This window comes from Sinorhizobium sp. (assembly GCF_059070375.1).
Genome location: NZ_JCACWC010000003.1, coordinates 1,131,895 through 1,145,505, shown reverse-complemented (window position 1 = coordinate 1,145,505; position 13,611 = coordinate 1,131,895). Strand labels below are relative to the sequence as shown.

Sequence of the window (13,611 nt, the reverse complement as noted above, 5' to 3'; positions counted from 1 at the left end):
AGCGCGACCTCACGGTTTCCGGCGAGTCCTCGCGAAACAAGGCAAGGACCAGCTGCGGGAATTCGTCAGGCCAGCCCATCGGGCTCCTATCCATCAGAACTTCCATTAACTTAGCTGTGTTCGGCGGTTATTCAATGGGGCTTTTTTGTGGCCCCTCAAAGATTTGTTTGCTTAGCAAATTCGAAAGCACTGGGACAAGACCGTCAGCGGGCGCAAACCGGTGCATCGAGGCTATTGCTCTCGTCCCTTCGAAACGAGCTCTCGTCGGATGTTGCGGGGCCGCTTCCGGGCGCCTACCTGCGCTTAGTGGTGGCCGACCGGTCACGGACCCGGTAACAGAGTGGTGCCGGTCCTTGTAACACTCGTACACCAACCGGTAACATCGTCACGCCACATTGTCGCGGCAAGCCCGTCGCGAGAGGAGGATACACGATGAAGAAGATCGCCGTGGTTGCGCTCATCGTCGTCGCCATCGTCTGGCTTCTCAACACGTCGCTTCTGGCGCCGCCTCCCTCCGGCAATGCAAAGATCCTCGCTCATCGCGGCATCCACCAGGTTTTTTCCTCGGAAGGTCTCGACAACGACACCTGTACCGCCGAGCGCATCGAAAAGCCGCGCCACAGCTATCTCGAAAACACGATTGCCTCGATGCGCGCGGCGATGGAGAGCGGCGCCGACGTCGTCGAACTCGACGTCCACCTGACACCGGATCGCCAATTTGCCGTGTTTCACGACTGGACGCTCGACTGCCGGACGAATGGGAGCGGCGTCACCCAGGACACTCCGATGTCCGAGCTGAAGACACTGGACATCGGCTACGGCTATACGGCCGACGGCGGCAAGTCCTTCCCCTTCCGCGGCCAGGGGGCTGGCCAGATGCCGACGCTGACGGAGGTTTTCAAGGCCCTGCCCGAGGGCCGCTTCCTTATCAATTTCAAGAGCGAGCGGCGGGAGGAAGGAGCGACCCTCGCGGTCCTCCTCCGGTTCCACCCGGAGTGGCGCAAACAGGTGTTCGGCGTCTATGGCGGCACCGCTCCGACGCAGGAAACGCTCCGGCTGGTTCCGGGGCTCAGAGGCTATGATCGACAATCCACGATCGCCTGTCTTGGCCGCTATGCCGCCTATGGCTGGACCGGCATCGTACCGGACGCCTGTCGCGATACGCTGATCATCGTGCCGAGTAATTATGCAAGTTTTCTGTGGGGCTGGCCCGACCGGTTCGCGGCCCGCATGCAGGCCGCCGGCAGCGAAATCATCCTGCTTGGCCCTTACAGCGGAGGCGATTTCACCTCCGGCATCGACAGCACCGATGATCTCGCTTTCGTTCCCGAGCGCTTCTCCGGCTACGTCTGGACCAACAGGGCGGAAACAATCGCTCCCCTTCTCGGAAAGCGCCCCGGCGCAGCGACCGACCAGGCCAATCGACAGTAGCCGAAGCGCGCAACAACATATGTCGACATATGGATTCTCGCGGACTATGCCGCCTTTGCTGCTCTCGCCGCATGCTAGGCCGTTGGATGCGCATGATCACGGTTCCGCATCAGTCATCCGTCGCCAAGGCATTCCAGGAAGGCTGGTAAATCGGCTGCGGAGCTCGAACGCCGCATGACGTTGAAGAGGATCTGACGTCCTTCCCGCTATTTCGGAAAGTCGAGCCCCATTTCGCGGAAGCGTTCCGGATCGTCGCCCCAGTTCTCGCGCACCTTGACGAACAGGAAGAGGTGCACCGGCTGCTCGAGAATTTCGGAGATTTCCTTGCGCGCGGCGGTCGAGATCGCTTTGATCGCCTCGCCGCCCTTGCCCAGGGCGATCTTCTTCTGGCTGTCCCGTTCCACGTAGATCACCTGTTCGATGCGCACGGAACCGTCCTTGCGCTCCTCCCATTTCTCCGTTTCCACGTGAGATGCATAGGGAAGCTCCTGATGCAGACGAAGGAAGAGCTTCTCGCGGGTGATCTCGGCGGCAAGCTGGCGCATCGGCAGATCGGAGATCTGATCCTCGGGATAGTACCACGGGCCTTCCGGCAGCGTCTCGGCGAGATAATCCATCACGTCTTCGCAGCCGGAACCCGTCAGCGCGGAGATCATGAAGGTGCGCTCGAACGCGACCACTTCGTTCGCAGCGGCCGCAAGCTTCAGCAAATCCTCGCGGCGAACCTGATCGACCTTGTTGAGGACGAGAACCTTCGGCTGATGTACCTCCTTCAGGCCCTCGAGGATCGCCTCCGCGTCACCCTTGATCCCGCGCTCGCTGTCGATCAGCAGCATGATCAGATCGGCGTCCTTGGCTCCGCCCCAGGCCGTGGTGACCATGGCGCGGTCGAGCCGACGCCGCGGCTTGAAGATGCCGGGCGTGTCCATGAAGACGATCTGCGCGCTGCCGTGGATCGCAATGCCGCGGATGATCGCCCGCGTCGTCTGCACCTTGTGGCTGACGATCGACACTTTCGCGCCGACAAGGCGATTGACCAATGTCGACTTGCCGGCATTCGTCGCCCCGATCAGCGCCACGAAGCCCGAGCGCGTCGGCACTGCGCCGGCGGCCGTATCCTTTTGAGTATCCGTCATGATATCCGTCAATTTCCGGCAGAGCGCTTCTGCCACACACCTTCGCGTTCCAGCAATTTCATCGCGGCGACCTGCTCGGCCCCGCGCTTGGAACGATCGACCCCCGTCTCCGGCGCGATCCCGTCGACCTCCACCGTCACGGTAAAGCGCGGATCGTGATCAGGCCCGGAACGGTCGTCCGTCCTGTATTTCGGCGCGACGCCGAATCTGGCGTGCGCCCATTCCTGCAGTTCCGTCTTGGCGTCCCGCCTGGCGCCGTCTGCGCTTGCGGCTCGATGCGTCCAATGCTCGAGCACGAAACGTCGCGCCGCGTCGAGGCCGCCATCGAGATAGATCGCGGCGATCAGCGACTCTACCACATCGGCGCGCACATTCATCATGTGCTTGCCCGTGATTTTCTTCACATCCGAGCCGGTGCGGATGAATTCGTGCAGCGAGAGCTCATCCGCCACCTTCGCGCAGCTCTCCGCGCTGACGAGCTGGTTCAGACGCACCGAGAGCTCGCCTTCGTTGGCATCGGTGAAGGTCTGGAACAGGAGTTCCGCGACGCAGAGCCCAAGCACCCGGTCACCCAGGAATTCGAGCCGCTGATAGTTGATCGCGCGGCCGCTGCGAGCGCTCGAATGCGTCAGCGCCCGGTCGAGACGTTCCTTCTCGGCGAACCGGTAACCGATCGCGGCCTCGAGCCGCGCCCGGTCCTCCCCGTTCAACGAGCGGCCCTTCATCAGTGGACGACCTTGAATAAACGATCGTAACGCAGGTTCGCCGGCCATTTCCAGATCTGCCGGAACGAGGTGTCGTTGCCGAGCGAGAAGAAGATCAGGCTGGCCCGGCCGACAAGGTTTTCAGCCGGCACGAAGCCGACGTCGAAACGGCTGTCGGCGGAGTTGTCCCGGTTGTCGCCCATCATGAAATAATGACCTGCGGGGACGATGAATTCACGGGTGTTGTCGCCGCGCGAATCGGGAAACTGGTCGAGCGTGTCGTAAGTCATGCCGTTGTCCATCGTCTCGCGATAGACAGGAACATCGCCGCCCGTGTCGTACTGATCGTCAGCGCGGAACGTGCCGTCCGGCACCCGTTCGACCGGCTTGTCGTTGACGTAGAGAATGCTGTTCCTGACCTGGATGCGGTCGCCCGGCAGGCCTACGAGGCGCTTGATATAGTCGATATCGGGATTGGGCGGGAACCGGAAGACCACGATGTCGCCCCGCTCCGGTTCGCTCGCAAAGATCCTTCCGCTGAAAAGATCCGGCGAAAAGGGCAGCGAGTATTTCGAATAGCCGTAGGCGAACTTGTTGACGAAGATATAGTCGCCGACAAGGAGCGTCGGCATCATCGAGCCGGAAGGGATCGTAAAGGGCTGAAAGAAGACGGTGCGGATGACCACGGCGAGGAGCAGCGCCTGGATGATGACCTTGACGTTCTCCCAGAGACCGCTCTGCTTCGCTTCTGTCTTTTCTGCCACGCTCAGTCTTCCTTGTCATCCTGCCCGGGGGCACCGGGCCTAACGCTTCAACGTTCGTCTGCGCCCGAACTCAAGCGCACGCCGCCCCGCAACTCGATGCTATATGTCGCGGGAATGCCGTGCTTCAAGCGACCGCGGGCCGGTCTTCGGCAAGTGCTCTAAACCGTTCCCTCGGCGGGGGCAACCGGGAGCGCCTCGATAATCACGAAAGCTTGAGCAAGCGGGAAGTCGTCGGTGATGGTCAGATGGATTGCGGCGCGGTGGCCGACCGGCAGCAATTCCTGAAGGCGCGCGGCCGCGCCACCGGTCAGCTGCATCGTCGGCTTCCCGCCAGGCAGGTTCACGACGCCCATATCTTTCCAGAACACGCCTTGAGCCAGGCCGGTGCCCAGTGCCTTGGAACAGGCCTCCTTTGCGGCGAAACGCTTGGCATAGGAGGCCGCACGATTTTTGCGGCCCTCGGATTTGGCGATCTCGATATCGGTGAAGCACCGATTGACGAAACGCTCGCCGAAGCGTTGGAGCGAGTTTTCGATGCGCCTGATATCGATCAGATCGCTGCCGATGCCGATGATCATGTCGGATGTCCAAATTTGTGCGCGCGGGCCTGCCGGCGCCGCTTCTGGAAGAGGCGGGCCGTCTGAAAGGCAAACGGGTAGAATATCAAGGCGCCCGCCACTGAAAGAGGGAGCGAGCCAATGAGCATCGGCTTGAAGACCGGGCCCCACAGGCTTGCAAAATCGAGATGTTCGATCATCCGCATGATCTCTTGGCCGCCGATCACCTGAGCGGCTTGCGGCTGCGTGAGCATCGTGCCGACCTCGTAGGAAGCCGTCAGGATGACCGGTATCGTGATGGGATTGGCGAGCAGCGTCGTGATCGCGGCGGCGATGAGATTCCCGGAAAACGCCGACGCCAGAAGGACGGCGAGAACGATATGCAGGCCGAAGAACGGCGTCAAGGACGACGCAGCACCCGCCGCCACCCCGACGGCGATCGAGTGCGGAGACGAGTTCAGCCGGAGAATTCGAAGGGCAATGTAGCGCGGAGCGCGCGTCAGCCCCTTGCGCGGCCAGAAGAAAGCGCGAAGCCTCTCGGATAGTGTGACCGGTTTTCTGCGCCTGAATAACATTATGCCGTCATGATCGCATTCGAAACCGCCGCCGGCGCAAGACGGACCGCCCGCCTTACGATGGGCGCAAGATAGGCGCCGCACACGCCGTGTGCAAGCTGCTGCATGTTTCCTTCAATCCTTGAAGACTGAGGCGTGCGGCAGATCAAAGCGTTACAGCCGCAGGACACGCAGCGTCGCAAGGCGTCAGACTGAGAGATAAGGCAAGAGAGCCATTCGTAAAACGCATAGCTCAGGCTACCGCCGGGCGCAGCAGCCGTGGCGCGCCTTTCGGGCGCGCCGCATTCGCGATCAGAAGCCCTTCCGGAAAAGGCCGCGGTCGATCTGACGCTGACGGTATTCCAGGTCGATCCGGTCGACGGAGCCATTCAGATAGGCGGTCTCGCGCTCTTCGATGCTCGGAATGTGCAGGGCACGGGTGATTTTCTTCAACTGCTTGAACATGGCAAACCCCTTTCGTTCACCTCCCGATGCGAAAGATAGTTCACCAGCCGAACCACCACCAGTCCCGCGAAGCGTCGGCAGCCATGCAATGAATGCATGGCGCGGCTCATCATTGTTACGAGATGCTTATTTCTGAGGCAGATTGCACGGAAACCGGCTACTCGAAGAGGCGCTTGACCATGGATATGCTCGGCAGCTCCTTGAGCTGCGCCATCAGATGGTTGAGCTGACGCAGGTCCCAGACCTCGAGATCGAACTGCAATTCGCTGAAGTCCGCGGCGACGCGCCCCATGGAAAGCGAACGGATATTGACGTCGGTGGTCGCGATGGCCTGTGCGACCTCTGCCAGCGTGCCGGGTTCGTTCAAGGCGCTGACCGCAATCCTCGCCATGAAACGGCTGTTGTTCGCCTCGTCGAGATCCCAACGAACGTCGATCCAGCGCTCGGGCTCTTCATCGAACTTCTGCAGGATCGGCGACTGGATCGGATAGATGGTGATGCCTTTGTCCTTGTCCATGATGCCGACGATGCGATCGCCGGGAACGGCGCCGGCCGGACTGAAATGGACCTCGGCATTGCCGGAGAGGCCACGGATCGGCAGGGCTTCCGGCCCCTCCGCCTGCTCGGCGGCGGCCATTTCCTTCGACCGCTCCGGTAGCTTGAAGATCATGCCCGCGGCGCTGCGCATGTTGAACCAGCCGTCGTCGGCGCTGGGTTTCACGGTGACGCGCTCGTCCTGATGATCGGGAAACACCGCGCGCAGAACATCGAGCGAGGAGAGTTCGCCGCGCCCGACCGCGGCGATGGCGTCCTCGACGTCCTTCTGCCCGAGCCGATGCAGCACCGGTTTCAAAGCCTCGCGCGAGAAGGTCTTGCCCGCCCGTTCGAAGGTGCGTTCGAGGATGCGATAGCCGAGGCCGGCATATTGCTTGCGGATGGCGGCGCGGGTCGCGCGGCGGATGGCGGCTCGCGCCTTGCCCGTGACGACGATCTCTTCCCAGGCCGGCGGCGGCACCTGAATACCCGAGCGGATGATCTCCACCTCGTCACCGTTGTTGAGCCGCGTCACCAGCGGCATGATGCGACCGTTGATCTTGGCCCCGACGCAGGTGTCGCCGATATTCGTATGCACGGCATAGGCAAAGTCGATCGGGGTGGCGCCGCGCGGCAGCGCTATCAGTTGTCCCTTCGGTGTGAAGCAGAAGACCTGATCCTGGAAGAGCTCGAGCTTGGTGTGCTCGAGAAACTCCTCCGGATTGTCGCCCTCGGCGAGCGATTCGATCGTGCGGCGCAGCCAGGAATAGGCATTCGATGTCGGAGTGCGCGTCAGGTCGCCGGAAACAGTGTCGCGATCCTTGTAGAGTGCGTGGGCCGCGATACCGTATTCGGCGATCTCATGCATGCGCTTCGTGCGGATCTGCAGTTCGATGCGCTGGCGCGACGGGCCGATGATCGTCGTGTGAATCGATTGATAGTCGTTCTGTTTCGGGGTCGAGATGTAGTCCTTGAAGCGTCCCGGCACGACACGCCAGCGGGTGTGCACGATACCGAGCGCGCGATAGCAGGACGGGATGTCGTTGACGATGATGCGGAAGCCCCAGACATCCGAGAGCTGCTCGAAGGAGAGTGATTTCGACTGCATCTTGCGGAAAACCGAATAGGGCTTCTTCTGGCGTCCCCTCACCTGTGAATCCGTCAGCCCCTCGGCCTGAAGGAGGTCGCTCAGTTCCTCCTCGATCTTCTTGATCAGCCCCTCATTACGCTCGGAGAGCTCCTGGAGGCGCCTGGTAACGGTCTCGTAAGCCTCCGGATTGATGTGGCGGAAGGACAGGTTCTCCAGCTCCTCGCGCATGTCCTGCATGCCCATGCGCCCTGCCAGGGGCGCATAGATGTCCATCGTCTCCTCGGAGATGCGTGCGCGCTTTTCGGCCGACATGTGGTCGAGGGTGCGCATATTGTGGAGGCGATCGGCAAGTTTGACCAGGAGCACGCGGACGTCATCCGAAATGGCGAGCAGCAGCTTCCGAAGATTTTCCGCCTGCTTGGCCTTCTTGGTGACGAGGTCGAGCTTCTTGATCTTGGTGAGGCCTTCGACCAAGGCGCCGATATCCTCGCCGAAGAGATCGTCGATCTCCTGCCGCGTCGCGGTCGTATCCTCGATTGTGTCGTGCAGCAGCGCGACGGCGATCGTGGATTCGTCCAGATGCATTTCGGTCAGGATCGCCGCCACTTCCAGGGGATGGGAGATGTAAGGATCGCCGCTTGCCCGCTTCTGCTGCCCGTGCTTCTGCATGGCGTAGACATAGGCCTTGTTCAGCAGCGCCTCGTTGACGTCGGGCTTGTATTTTTGCACGCGCTCAACGAGCTCGTATTGGCGCATCATCCGCTAGCGGCTCCGTGAAATCAGGCAAATAAAAAAGTGCGCCAATCATATGAGTGGCGCACTGCTTCGATAACACGTCGGAACGTTGTTCCGGAACGAATCTCAGTAGTCGTCGCTCTTTTCCGGAGGAACGAGGCCTTCGATGCCGGCCAGCAGTTCTTCTTCGGACATGCGGTCGAAGGTCAGCGCTTCCGGCTGGTCTTCCTCTTCGGCGGCCTCAGCGAAGGCAGGCGCTGCTTCCGTCTGGGCGAGCGATGCCGGATCGGGTTCCGGCTCGTCCACTTCCACATGCTTCTGCAGCGAGTGGATCAGGTCCTCCTTCAGGTCGCCGGGCGACAGGGTTTCATCGGCGATCTCGCGCAGTGCAACGACCGGATTCTTGTCGTTGTCGCGGTCGACCGTAATCGGGGCACCCTGGGAAACCAGGCGTGCGCGGTGGCTGGCAAGAAGGACGAGTTCGAAACGGTTTTCGACCTTGTCGATGCAGTCTTCGACGGTGACGCGGGCCATGGCCTGTCCTTTACGACTCAAGAGATGCGGCGGCATTGCCGCGGCAGGTTTAACGACGCGAAACCGGAACGTCCGCTGACATGCGGCTCCATCAGCTCCGATTTCTGGAATTAGGCGTCCGATACAATCAAAACGGCATAAGTTCAAGTTTTTCCTGCATCCGGCTCACGTCATCGCCCGGAGCATGATAAAATGCCGCGTCTGTGGAACGCTCCCATAGGGTCACAGACATCCCCTGTATTTCGTGATAATTTCGAATACGTATCCAGCAACAATTATAGATTGAAAATGTGGACGAACTGCAGCAACTGCTAAAACTAGCTATAGGCGCCGCGCCCTAGTTGGAATAATGCGTTGGCATGACCACATTATTTGCAGATAAGTGAGCTTTAATTTAATCCGCCAATTGTAAGCGTGACGCTCCGCGGGGTTGGTCCGGTCACTGTGCAGGGTACGGAAAAAGGAAGTAACGATGTTCGATCCTCGCGAGAAAATCGCTCTTTTCATCGATGGCGCCAACCTCTACGCCGCGTCGAAGAGCCTCGGCTTCGACATCGATTACCGCAAGCTGCTCAAGGCCTTCCAGAAGCGCGGCTACCTGCTCAGGGCCTACTACTACACCGCACTCATCGAGGACCAGGAATATTCGTCGATCCGCCCGCTGATCGATTGGCTGGACTATAACGGCTATAAGGTCGTGACAAAGCCCGCCAAGGAGTTCACCGATTCCCTCGGACGCCGCAAGATCAAAGGGAATATGGACATCGAGCTGGCGATCGACGCCATGGAGCAGTCCGAATCGGTCGACCATCTGGTGATCTTCTCCGGAGACGGTGATTTCACGACCCTGGTCGAAGCGTTGCAGCGCAAGGGCCGAAAGGTTTCCGTGGTCTCGACCATGTCGACGCAGCCGCCGATGATTGCCGACGACCTGCGCCGTCAGGCCGACCACTTCATCGATCTCGCGACGCTCAGAGGAGAGATCGGCCGCGAACCGTCCGAACGCGTTCAGCGCCCTGTCGAGCCGGTCGCCGACGACGTCGAGCTTTAAAGCCTGTCGGGATTTTTCCTCGTCCCTGTGCTTGTCACAGGGACCCGGCCGGACCAAGCCTTGGCTGAAAATGGCTTTTCCGCGCCGCAGACGCGGTTCCGCCCGCATCCCGCTCCAATTCATTGGAATCGATGACCTTCTTGGTTCAGGTCGACCCGATCTGAGATCATTGTGATCTCGTCTGCCGGATGAAGAGCAAATACCCCAGAGATCGACGGGACTCAGCCGCGCTCCTTGAGGAGCCTGTTCTTCTGCCGGTTCCAATCGCGTTCCTTGGAGGTCTCTCGCTTGTCGTGCAGCTTCTTGCCCTTGCCGAGCGCCAGTTCCAGCTTCGCCCTGCCTCGCTCATTGAAGTATATCCGGAGCGGTATCAGCGACATTCCCTCGCGGTTGACCGCACCCTGCAGACGGTTCACTTCCCTCTTCGACAGGAGCAATTTGCGGCGGCGGCGCGTCTCGTGATTGAAGCGGTTGGCCTGCAGATATTCGGGCAGGTAGGAGTTGATGAGCCAGATCTCGCCGCCTTCGTCGGTCGCGTATGATTCCGCGATATTGGCCTTTCCCTCGCGCAACGACTTGACCTCCGTGCCGGTCAGAACCAGACCGGCCTCGTAGGTGTCGACGATCTCGTAGTTGAAGCGGGCCTTGCGATTTTCCGCGACAACCTTCTTGACCGTGCGTTCGCTGCCTTTCGGTGCCATCAGTTCATCAGCCCTGCATGCCTGAGCGCCGCGTCGATAGCCGACGCCGTGGCCGGCTCAAGCGCCGACAGCAACGGCGAGCGGACAGTAAAGCTCATCCGCCCGAGACGGTTCAACGCATATTTGGCGCCGCAGACGCCCGGCTCAAGGAAGATGGCCTTGTGCAGCGGCATCAATTTGTCTTGAAGCTCCAAGGCCTTGGCATAGTTGCCGGCAAGGGTTGCCTCCTGGAATTCGGCGCACAGGCGCGGAGCGACATTGGCGGTGACGGAGATGCAGCCGACGCCGCCATGCGCATTGAAGCCGAGGGCGGTCGCATCCTCTCCCGAAAGCTGCACGAAAGCCTTGCCGCAGCCTATGCGCTGCTCGGAAACCCTCTCGATCTTTCCGGTCGCATCCTTCACGCCGATGATCGTGGGATGGGCCTTCGCCAGCGCCGCCATGGTCTCGACGCTCATGTCCACGACGGAACGGCCGGGAATGTTATAGATCACGATCGGCAGCTTCACGCTTTCGGCGATCGCCGCGTAGTGGGCGAAAAGGCCCTTCTGCGTCGGCTTGTTGTAATAGGGCGTGACAACGAGGATCGCGTCCGCACCGGCCTTTTCCGCATGCTGCGCAAGCTCGATCGCTTCGATCGTGTTGTTGGACCCAGCACCGGCGATGACCGGTACGCGCCGCGCCGACGCCTCTACGCACAGTTCCACGACCTTCTTATGCTCGTCGTGGGAAAGCGTCGGAGATTCACCCGTGGTGCCCACCGGCACGAGGCCGTGGCTGCCCTCTTTTATCTGCCACTCCACATGCGCGACGAAACTATCCGCATCAACCGAGCCGGCGGCGGTGAACGGCGTTACGAGTGCGGAAATGGAACCCTTGAACATGCACAACTCCTGACGACCGAGGGCGCAGAATACGCTCACGCTTTGGCCGCAATCGACGGTTAAAAAACTGCCGCACCATAATCATGTGACGTGTCTGCGGCAAGCGCTGAGAGGATGCATTTCGCTTTCGTTTCCGCGCAAACGCCGCCCGTAGGCGGGACCGCAATGGGGCGCCGGGTTTCGGGGAACACGCATGGGCCGGCCGGTCAGCAGTCCGACAGATGTGGCTGGGTTTTCGCCGACCGATCGGCTGTAATGGAGCGGCAATGAAGTCGAGGGATGGGGGACCACGGGGCTCGTGATGCGGCGAACAATTTTTCTGCCGGCCGCCGCCATGATCGGTGCGGGGATGCTGGCTTTTTCGGCCGAGGCAGCCGAGGGGCGGGTTCCGGTACCGACGAGCAAGCCGGATGCTGCCGGCAAGATCGGCAGCCTCGCAACCGGCGAACTCTCAACTATTCTCGGCGCCAATCTGAAAAGCGGTCTCGATGCCCTCTCCGATCGGCAGCCGGAAAAGGCGATCGCCGTTCGCGACCGCATGCCGGCAGGAACGCTCGACCGCCATATCCTGGCCTGGGCGATCGCGGTGTCCGGACAAAGGGGCATTCCCTCCTATGACATTGCCGAGGCGCAGCGGGAACTCCAGGGCTGGCCGGGCCTGAAGTCGCTGCGCTCGCATTCGGAACGGGCGCTTTACCGCGAGAACGCTCCCGCCGCCGATGTGGTCGCCGCCTTCGGCACCACCCGGCCCGAGACCGCTGAAGGGGCGATCATCCTTGCACGCGCACTTGCAGCGCAAGGGCAGAGCTCGGCGGCCGCCACGCACCTGCGCGCATTCTGGCTGAGCGAAGCCCTGGACAAGGACACTGAAACGAAGATCCTTTCCGAGTTTTCCGGTCTGTTGACGACGGAAGACCACAGGCAGCGGATGGAAATGCTTCTCTACCGCGCCCGCATAGACCAGGCCGAGCGGTTCAGCGATCTCGGCAAGGCGCAATCGCTGTTCCGCGCCTGGGCCGCAGTGACCCGCGGCGGCAGCAACGCTGCCTCGCTCATCGAAGCGGTGGACGCTTCCTGGCGCAGCAGGCCTTCCTACCTCTTCATCCGCATCGAGCATTTACGCAAGCAGCAGAAATACGCCGAGGCGGCCCGGCTTCTCGACCAGATGCCGAAGGACGACGGCGCCCTCGTCAATCCCGGAGAATGGTGGGTCGAGCAACGTATCGTCAGCCGCGGCTTGCTCGACGCCGGCGACTTCCGCGGCGCCTATCGCATCGCCGCCAACCATGCGGCAAGGCGCGCCACGGACCGCGTCGACGCGGAATTCCATGCGGGCTGGTATGCGCTTCGCGGCCTCGAGGAACCCGAGACGGCGGCGCGTCACTTTCGCAGGATCGTCGAGGCATCGAGCCGGCCGATCTCCGCCTCGCGCGCCTGGTATTGGCTGGGCCGCGCCGCCGAAGCGGGCGGCCCCGGCGACGCGCGCGCGTATTTCACCAATGCCGCGCGCTACCCGGCCACCTTCTACGGGCAACTCGCCGCCGCACGCCTTGGCCAGGCGAAACTCGATATGAGCTATCCCTCGCCGACGGAGCAAGACCGCATCCGGCTGGAGGGGCGCGAAGCCGTTACGGCGATCGGCCGGCTCGAAGCTGCCGGCCATGGCTGGCGCGCCGACAGTCTTTATCGGGCGCTTGCCGAGGAACTGACCAGCCCCGGCGAACTTGCGATCCTGGCGGAGCGGGCCGAGAAGTCGGGCAATCACCAACTCTCGCTGCAGATCGGCAAAATCGCCTTCGGCCGCGGCATCGAGGTGGCTGCACTTGCCTTTCCGATCGGGGTCATTCCGCCGAGCGCCGATATCGACGGGGCCGGCAAGGCGCTCGCCTATGCCATCGCCCGGCAGGAAAGCGCTTTCAACCCGGCCGCTGTTTCTGTGGCGAATGCCCGGGGGCTCCTGCAACTCCTTCCCGGCACGGCCAAGGCCGTCGCCAGCCGCTATGGCCTCGCCTATTCGAAGGACCGCCTGACGAGCGACGCCGGCTATAATGCGACGCTCGGAGCCCATTACCTCGGCGAACAGATCGACAGCTTCGGCGGTTCCTACATCCTCACCTTCATCGCCTATAATGCCGGCCCGCGTCGTGTTCCTGACTGGCTCGCCCGCTATGGCGATCCACGCGGAAAGCCCATCGACGAGGTCGTGGACTGGATCGAACGCATCCCCTTCGAGGAGACGCGCAACTATGTCCAGCGGGTGATGGAGAACTACCAGGTTTATAAATCGCGGCTGGGACAGGATACGGACATCGTTGCGGATTTGAGGTTGGGACGCCGTTTGCCTTGAGCCGGAGCTGCGGGGGCAAACCGGACGGTCGCGCCCGACTGCCGGTCCCCGCGGCAGCTCTGCCGAGAGAGGATCACATCATCGTGATCCTTTGGCGGCGTCCGGCACAAAATACGATTTCGGC

13 protein-coding genes and 1 pseudogene are annotated in these 13,611 nt (G+C 61.6%); 4 read left to right on the top strand and 10 right to left on the bottom strand.

Annotated elements, in window-relative coordinates:
- Window positions 1-432: 432 nt before the first annotated feature.
- The gene (locus AC5J09_RS17510) at window positions 433-1,431 is read left to right on the top strand and encodes a glycerophosphodiester phosphodiesterase family protein (protein ID WP_100672054.1); all 999 of its coding nucleotides are present in this window, start codon (window positions 433-435) and stop codon (window positions 1,429-1,431) included.
- A gap of 68 nt (window positions 1,432-1,499) precedes the next feature.
- A pseudogene (locus AC5J09_RS17505) lies at window positions 1,500-1,571 on the top strand (arsenical resistance protein ArsH); the annotation flags it as partial.
- 66 nt (window positions 1,572-1,637) lie between these two features.
- Here AC5J09_RS17505 and era read toward each other — a convergent pair.
- From era to rpoZ, 8 genes are all read right to left on the bottom strand, one after another.
- Entirely contained in the window at window positions 1,638-2,567 is a 930-nt protein-coding gene (gene era, locus AC5J09_RS17500) for a GTPase Era (RefSeq protein ID WP_026168570.1), read from the bottom strand.
- Window positions 2,568-2,575: 8 nt separating this feature from the next.
- Entirely contained in the window at window positions 2,576-3,292 is a 717-nt protein-coding gene (gene rnc, locus AC5J09_RS17495) for a ribonuclease III (RefSeq protein WP_018094599.1), read from the bottom strand.
- The gene (gene lepB, locus AC5J09_RS17490) at window positions 3,292-4,035 is read right to left on the bottom strand and encodes a signal peptidase I (RefSeq protein ID WP_275596552.1); all 744 of its coding nucleotides are present in this window, start codon (window positions 4,033-4,035) and stop codon (window positions 3,292-3,294) included. Before lepB ends, rnc begins: the two co-directional genes overlap by 1 nt.
- A gap of 158 nt (window positions 4,036-4,193) precedes the next feature.
- Window positions 4,194-4,613 (bottom strand): holo-ACP synthase, encoded by a 420-nt coding sequence (acpS, locus tag AC5J09_RS17485; RefSeq protein ID WP_018094597.1) that lies wholly within the window; start codon window positions 4,611-4,613, stop codon window positions 4,194-4,196.
- The gene (locus AC5J09_RS17480; protein ID WP_234819226.1) at window positions 4,610-5,167 is read right to left on the bottom strand and encodes a DUF2062 domain-containing protein; all 558 of its coding nucleotides are present in this window, start codon (window positions 5,165-5,167) and stop codon (window positions 4,610-4,612) included. Before AC5J09_RS17480 ends, acpS begins: the two co-directional genes overlap by 4 nt.
- A 291-nt stretch (window positions 5,168-5,458) precedes the next feature.
- Window positions 5,459-5,611 (bottom strand): DUF3563 family protein, encoded by a 153-nt coding sequence (locus AC5J09_RS17475; RefSeq protein WP_018094596.1) that lies wholly within the window; start codon window positions 5,609-5,611, stop codon window positions 5,459-5,461.
- Between the two features lie 157 nt (window positions 5,612-5,768).
- Window positions 5,769-7,994 (bottom strand): RelA/SpoT family protein, encoded by a 2,226-nt coding sequence (locus AC5J09_RS17470; RefSeq protein WP_494298104.1) that lies wholly within the window; start codon window positions 7,992-7,994, stop codon window positions 5,769-5,771.
- Window positions 7,995-8,096: 102 nt separating this feature from the next.
- Window positions 8,097-8,504: a DNA-directed RNA polymerase subunit omega gene (gene rpoZ / locus AC5J09_RS17465; protein WP_018094594.1), complete on the bottom strand. Its 408-nt coding sequence runs from the start codon at window positions 8,502-8,504 to the stop codon at window positions 8,097-8,099.
- 472 nt (window positions 8,505-8,976) lie between these two features.
- On the opposite strand from rpoZ, the gene AC5J09_RS17460 reads away from it, so the two are divergent.
- The gene (locus AC5J09_RS17460; RefSeq protein ID WP_003527296.1) at window positions 8,977-9,555 is read left to right on the top strand and encodes a LabA-like NYN domain-containing protein; all 579 of its coding nucleotides are present in this window, start codon (window positions 8,977-8,979) and stop codon (window positions 9,553-9,555) included.
- A gap of 221 nt (window positions 9,556-9,776) precedes the next feature.
- Here AC5J09_RS17460 and smpB read toward each other — a convergent pair whose 3' ends face one another.
- Together smpB and dapA are read right to left on the bottom strand one after the other, a co-directional pair.
- Window positions 9,777-10,256 (bottom strand): SsrA-binding protein SmpB, encoded by a 480-nt coding sequence (gene smpB / locus AC5J09_RS17455; protein ID WP_003527297.1) that lies wholly within the window; start codon window positions 10,254-10,256, stop codon window positions 9,777-9,779.
- Window positions 10,256-11,140 carry a 4-hydroxy-tetrahydrodipicolinate synthase gene (dapA, locus tag AC5J09_RS17450; protein WP_494298103.1) on the bottom strand — a complete coding sequence of 295 codons (885 nt, stop codon included), beginning with the start codon at window positions 11,138-11,140 and terminating at the stop codon, window positions 10,256-10,258. Before dapA ends, smpB begins: the two co-directional genes overlap by 1 nt.
- A gap of 301 nt (window positions 11,141-11,441) precedes the next feature.
- On the opposite strand from dapA, the gene AC5J09_RS17445 reads away from it, so the two are divergent.
- Window positions 11,442-13,487: a lytic transglycosylase domain-containing protein gene (locus AC5J09_RS17445; RefSeq protein WP_494298102.1), complete on the top strand. Its 2,046-nt coding sequence runs from the start codon at window positions 11,442-11,444 to the stop codon at window positions 13,485-13,487.
- Window positions 13,488-13,611 lie beyond the last annotated feature (124 nt).

Coding starts and splice junctions, on each gene's coding strand:
- AC5J09_RS17510 (WP_100672054.1), top strand. CDS start 433: ATGAAGAAGATCGCCGTGGTTGCGCTCATCGTCGTCGCCATCGTCTGG.
- era (WP_026168570.1), bottom strand. CDS start 2,567: ATGACGGATACTCAAAAGGATACGGCCGCCGGCGCAGTGCCGACGCGC.
- rnc (WP_018094599.1), bottom strand. CDS start 3,292: ATGAAGGGCCGCTCGTTGAACGGGGAGGACCGGGCGCGGCTCGAGGCC.
- acpS (WP_018094597.1), bottom strand. CDS start 4,613: ATGATCATCGGCATCGGCAGCGATCTGATCGATATCAGGCGCATCGAA.
- AC5J09_RS17480 (WP_234819226.1), bottom strand. CDS start 5,167: ATGTTATTCAGGCGCAGAAAACCGGTCACACTATCCGAGAGGCTTCGC.
- AC5J09_RS17475 (WP_018094596.1), bottom strand. CDS start 5,611: ATGTTCAAGCAGTTGAAGAAAATCACCCGTGCCCTGCACATTCCGAGC.
- AC5J09_RS17470 (WP_494298104.1), bottom strand. CDS start 7,994: ATGATGCGCCAATACGAGCTCGTTGAGCGCGTGCAAAAATACAAGCCC.
- rpoZ (WP_018094594.1), bottom strand. CDS start 8,504: ATGGCCCGCGTCACCGTCGAAGACTGCATCGACAAGGTCGAAAACCGT.
- AC5J09_RS17460 (WP_003527296.1), top strand. CDS start 8,977: ATGTTCGATCCTCGCGAGAAAATCGCTCTTTTCATCGATGGCGCCAAC.
- smpB (WP_003527297.1), bottom strand. CDS start 10,256: ATGGCACCGAAAGGCAGCGAACGCACGGTCAAGAAGGTTGTCGCGGAA.
- dapA (WP_494298103.1), bottom strand. CDS start 11,140: ATGTTCAAGGGTTCCATTTCCGCACTCGTAACGCCGTTCACCGCCGCC.
- AC5J09_RS17445 (WP_494298102.1), top strand. CDS start 11,442: ATGCGGCGAACAATTTTTCTGCCGGCCGCCGCCATGATCGGTGCGGGG.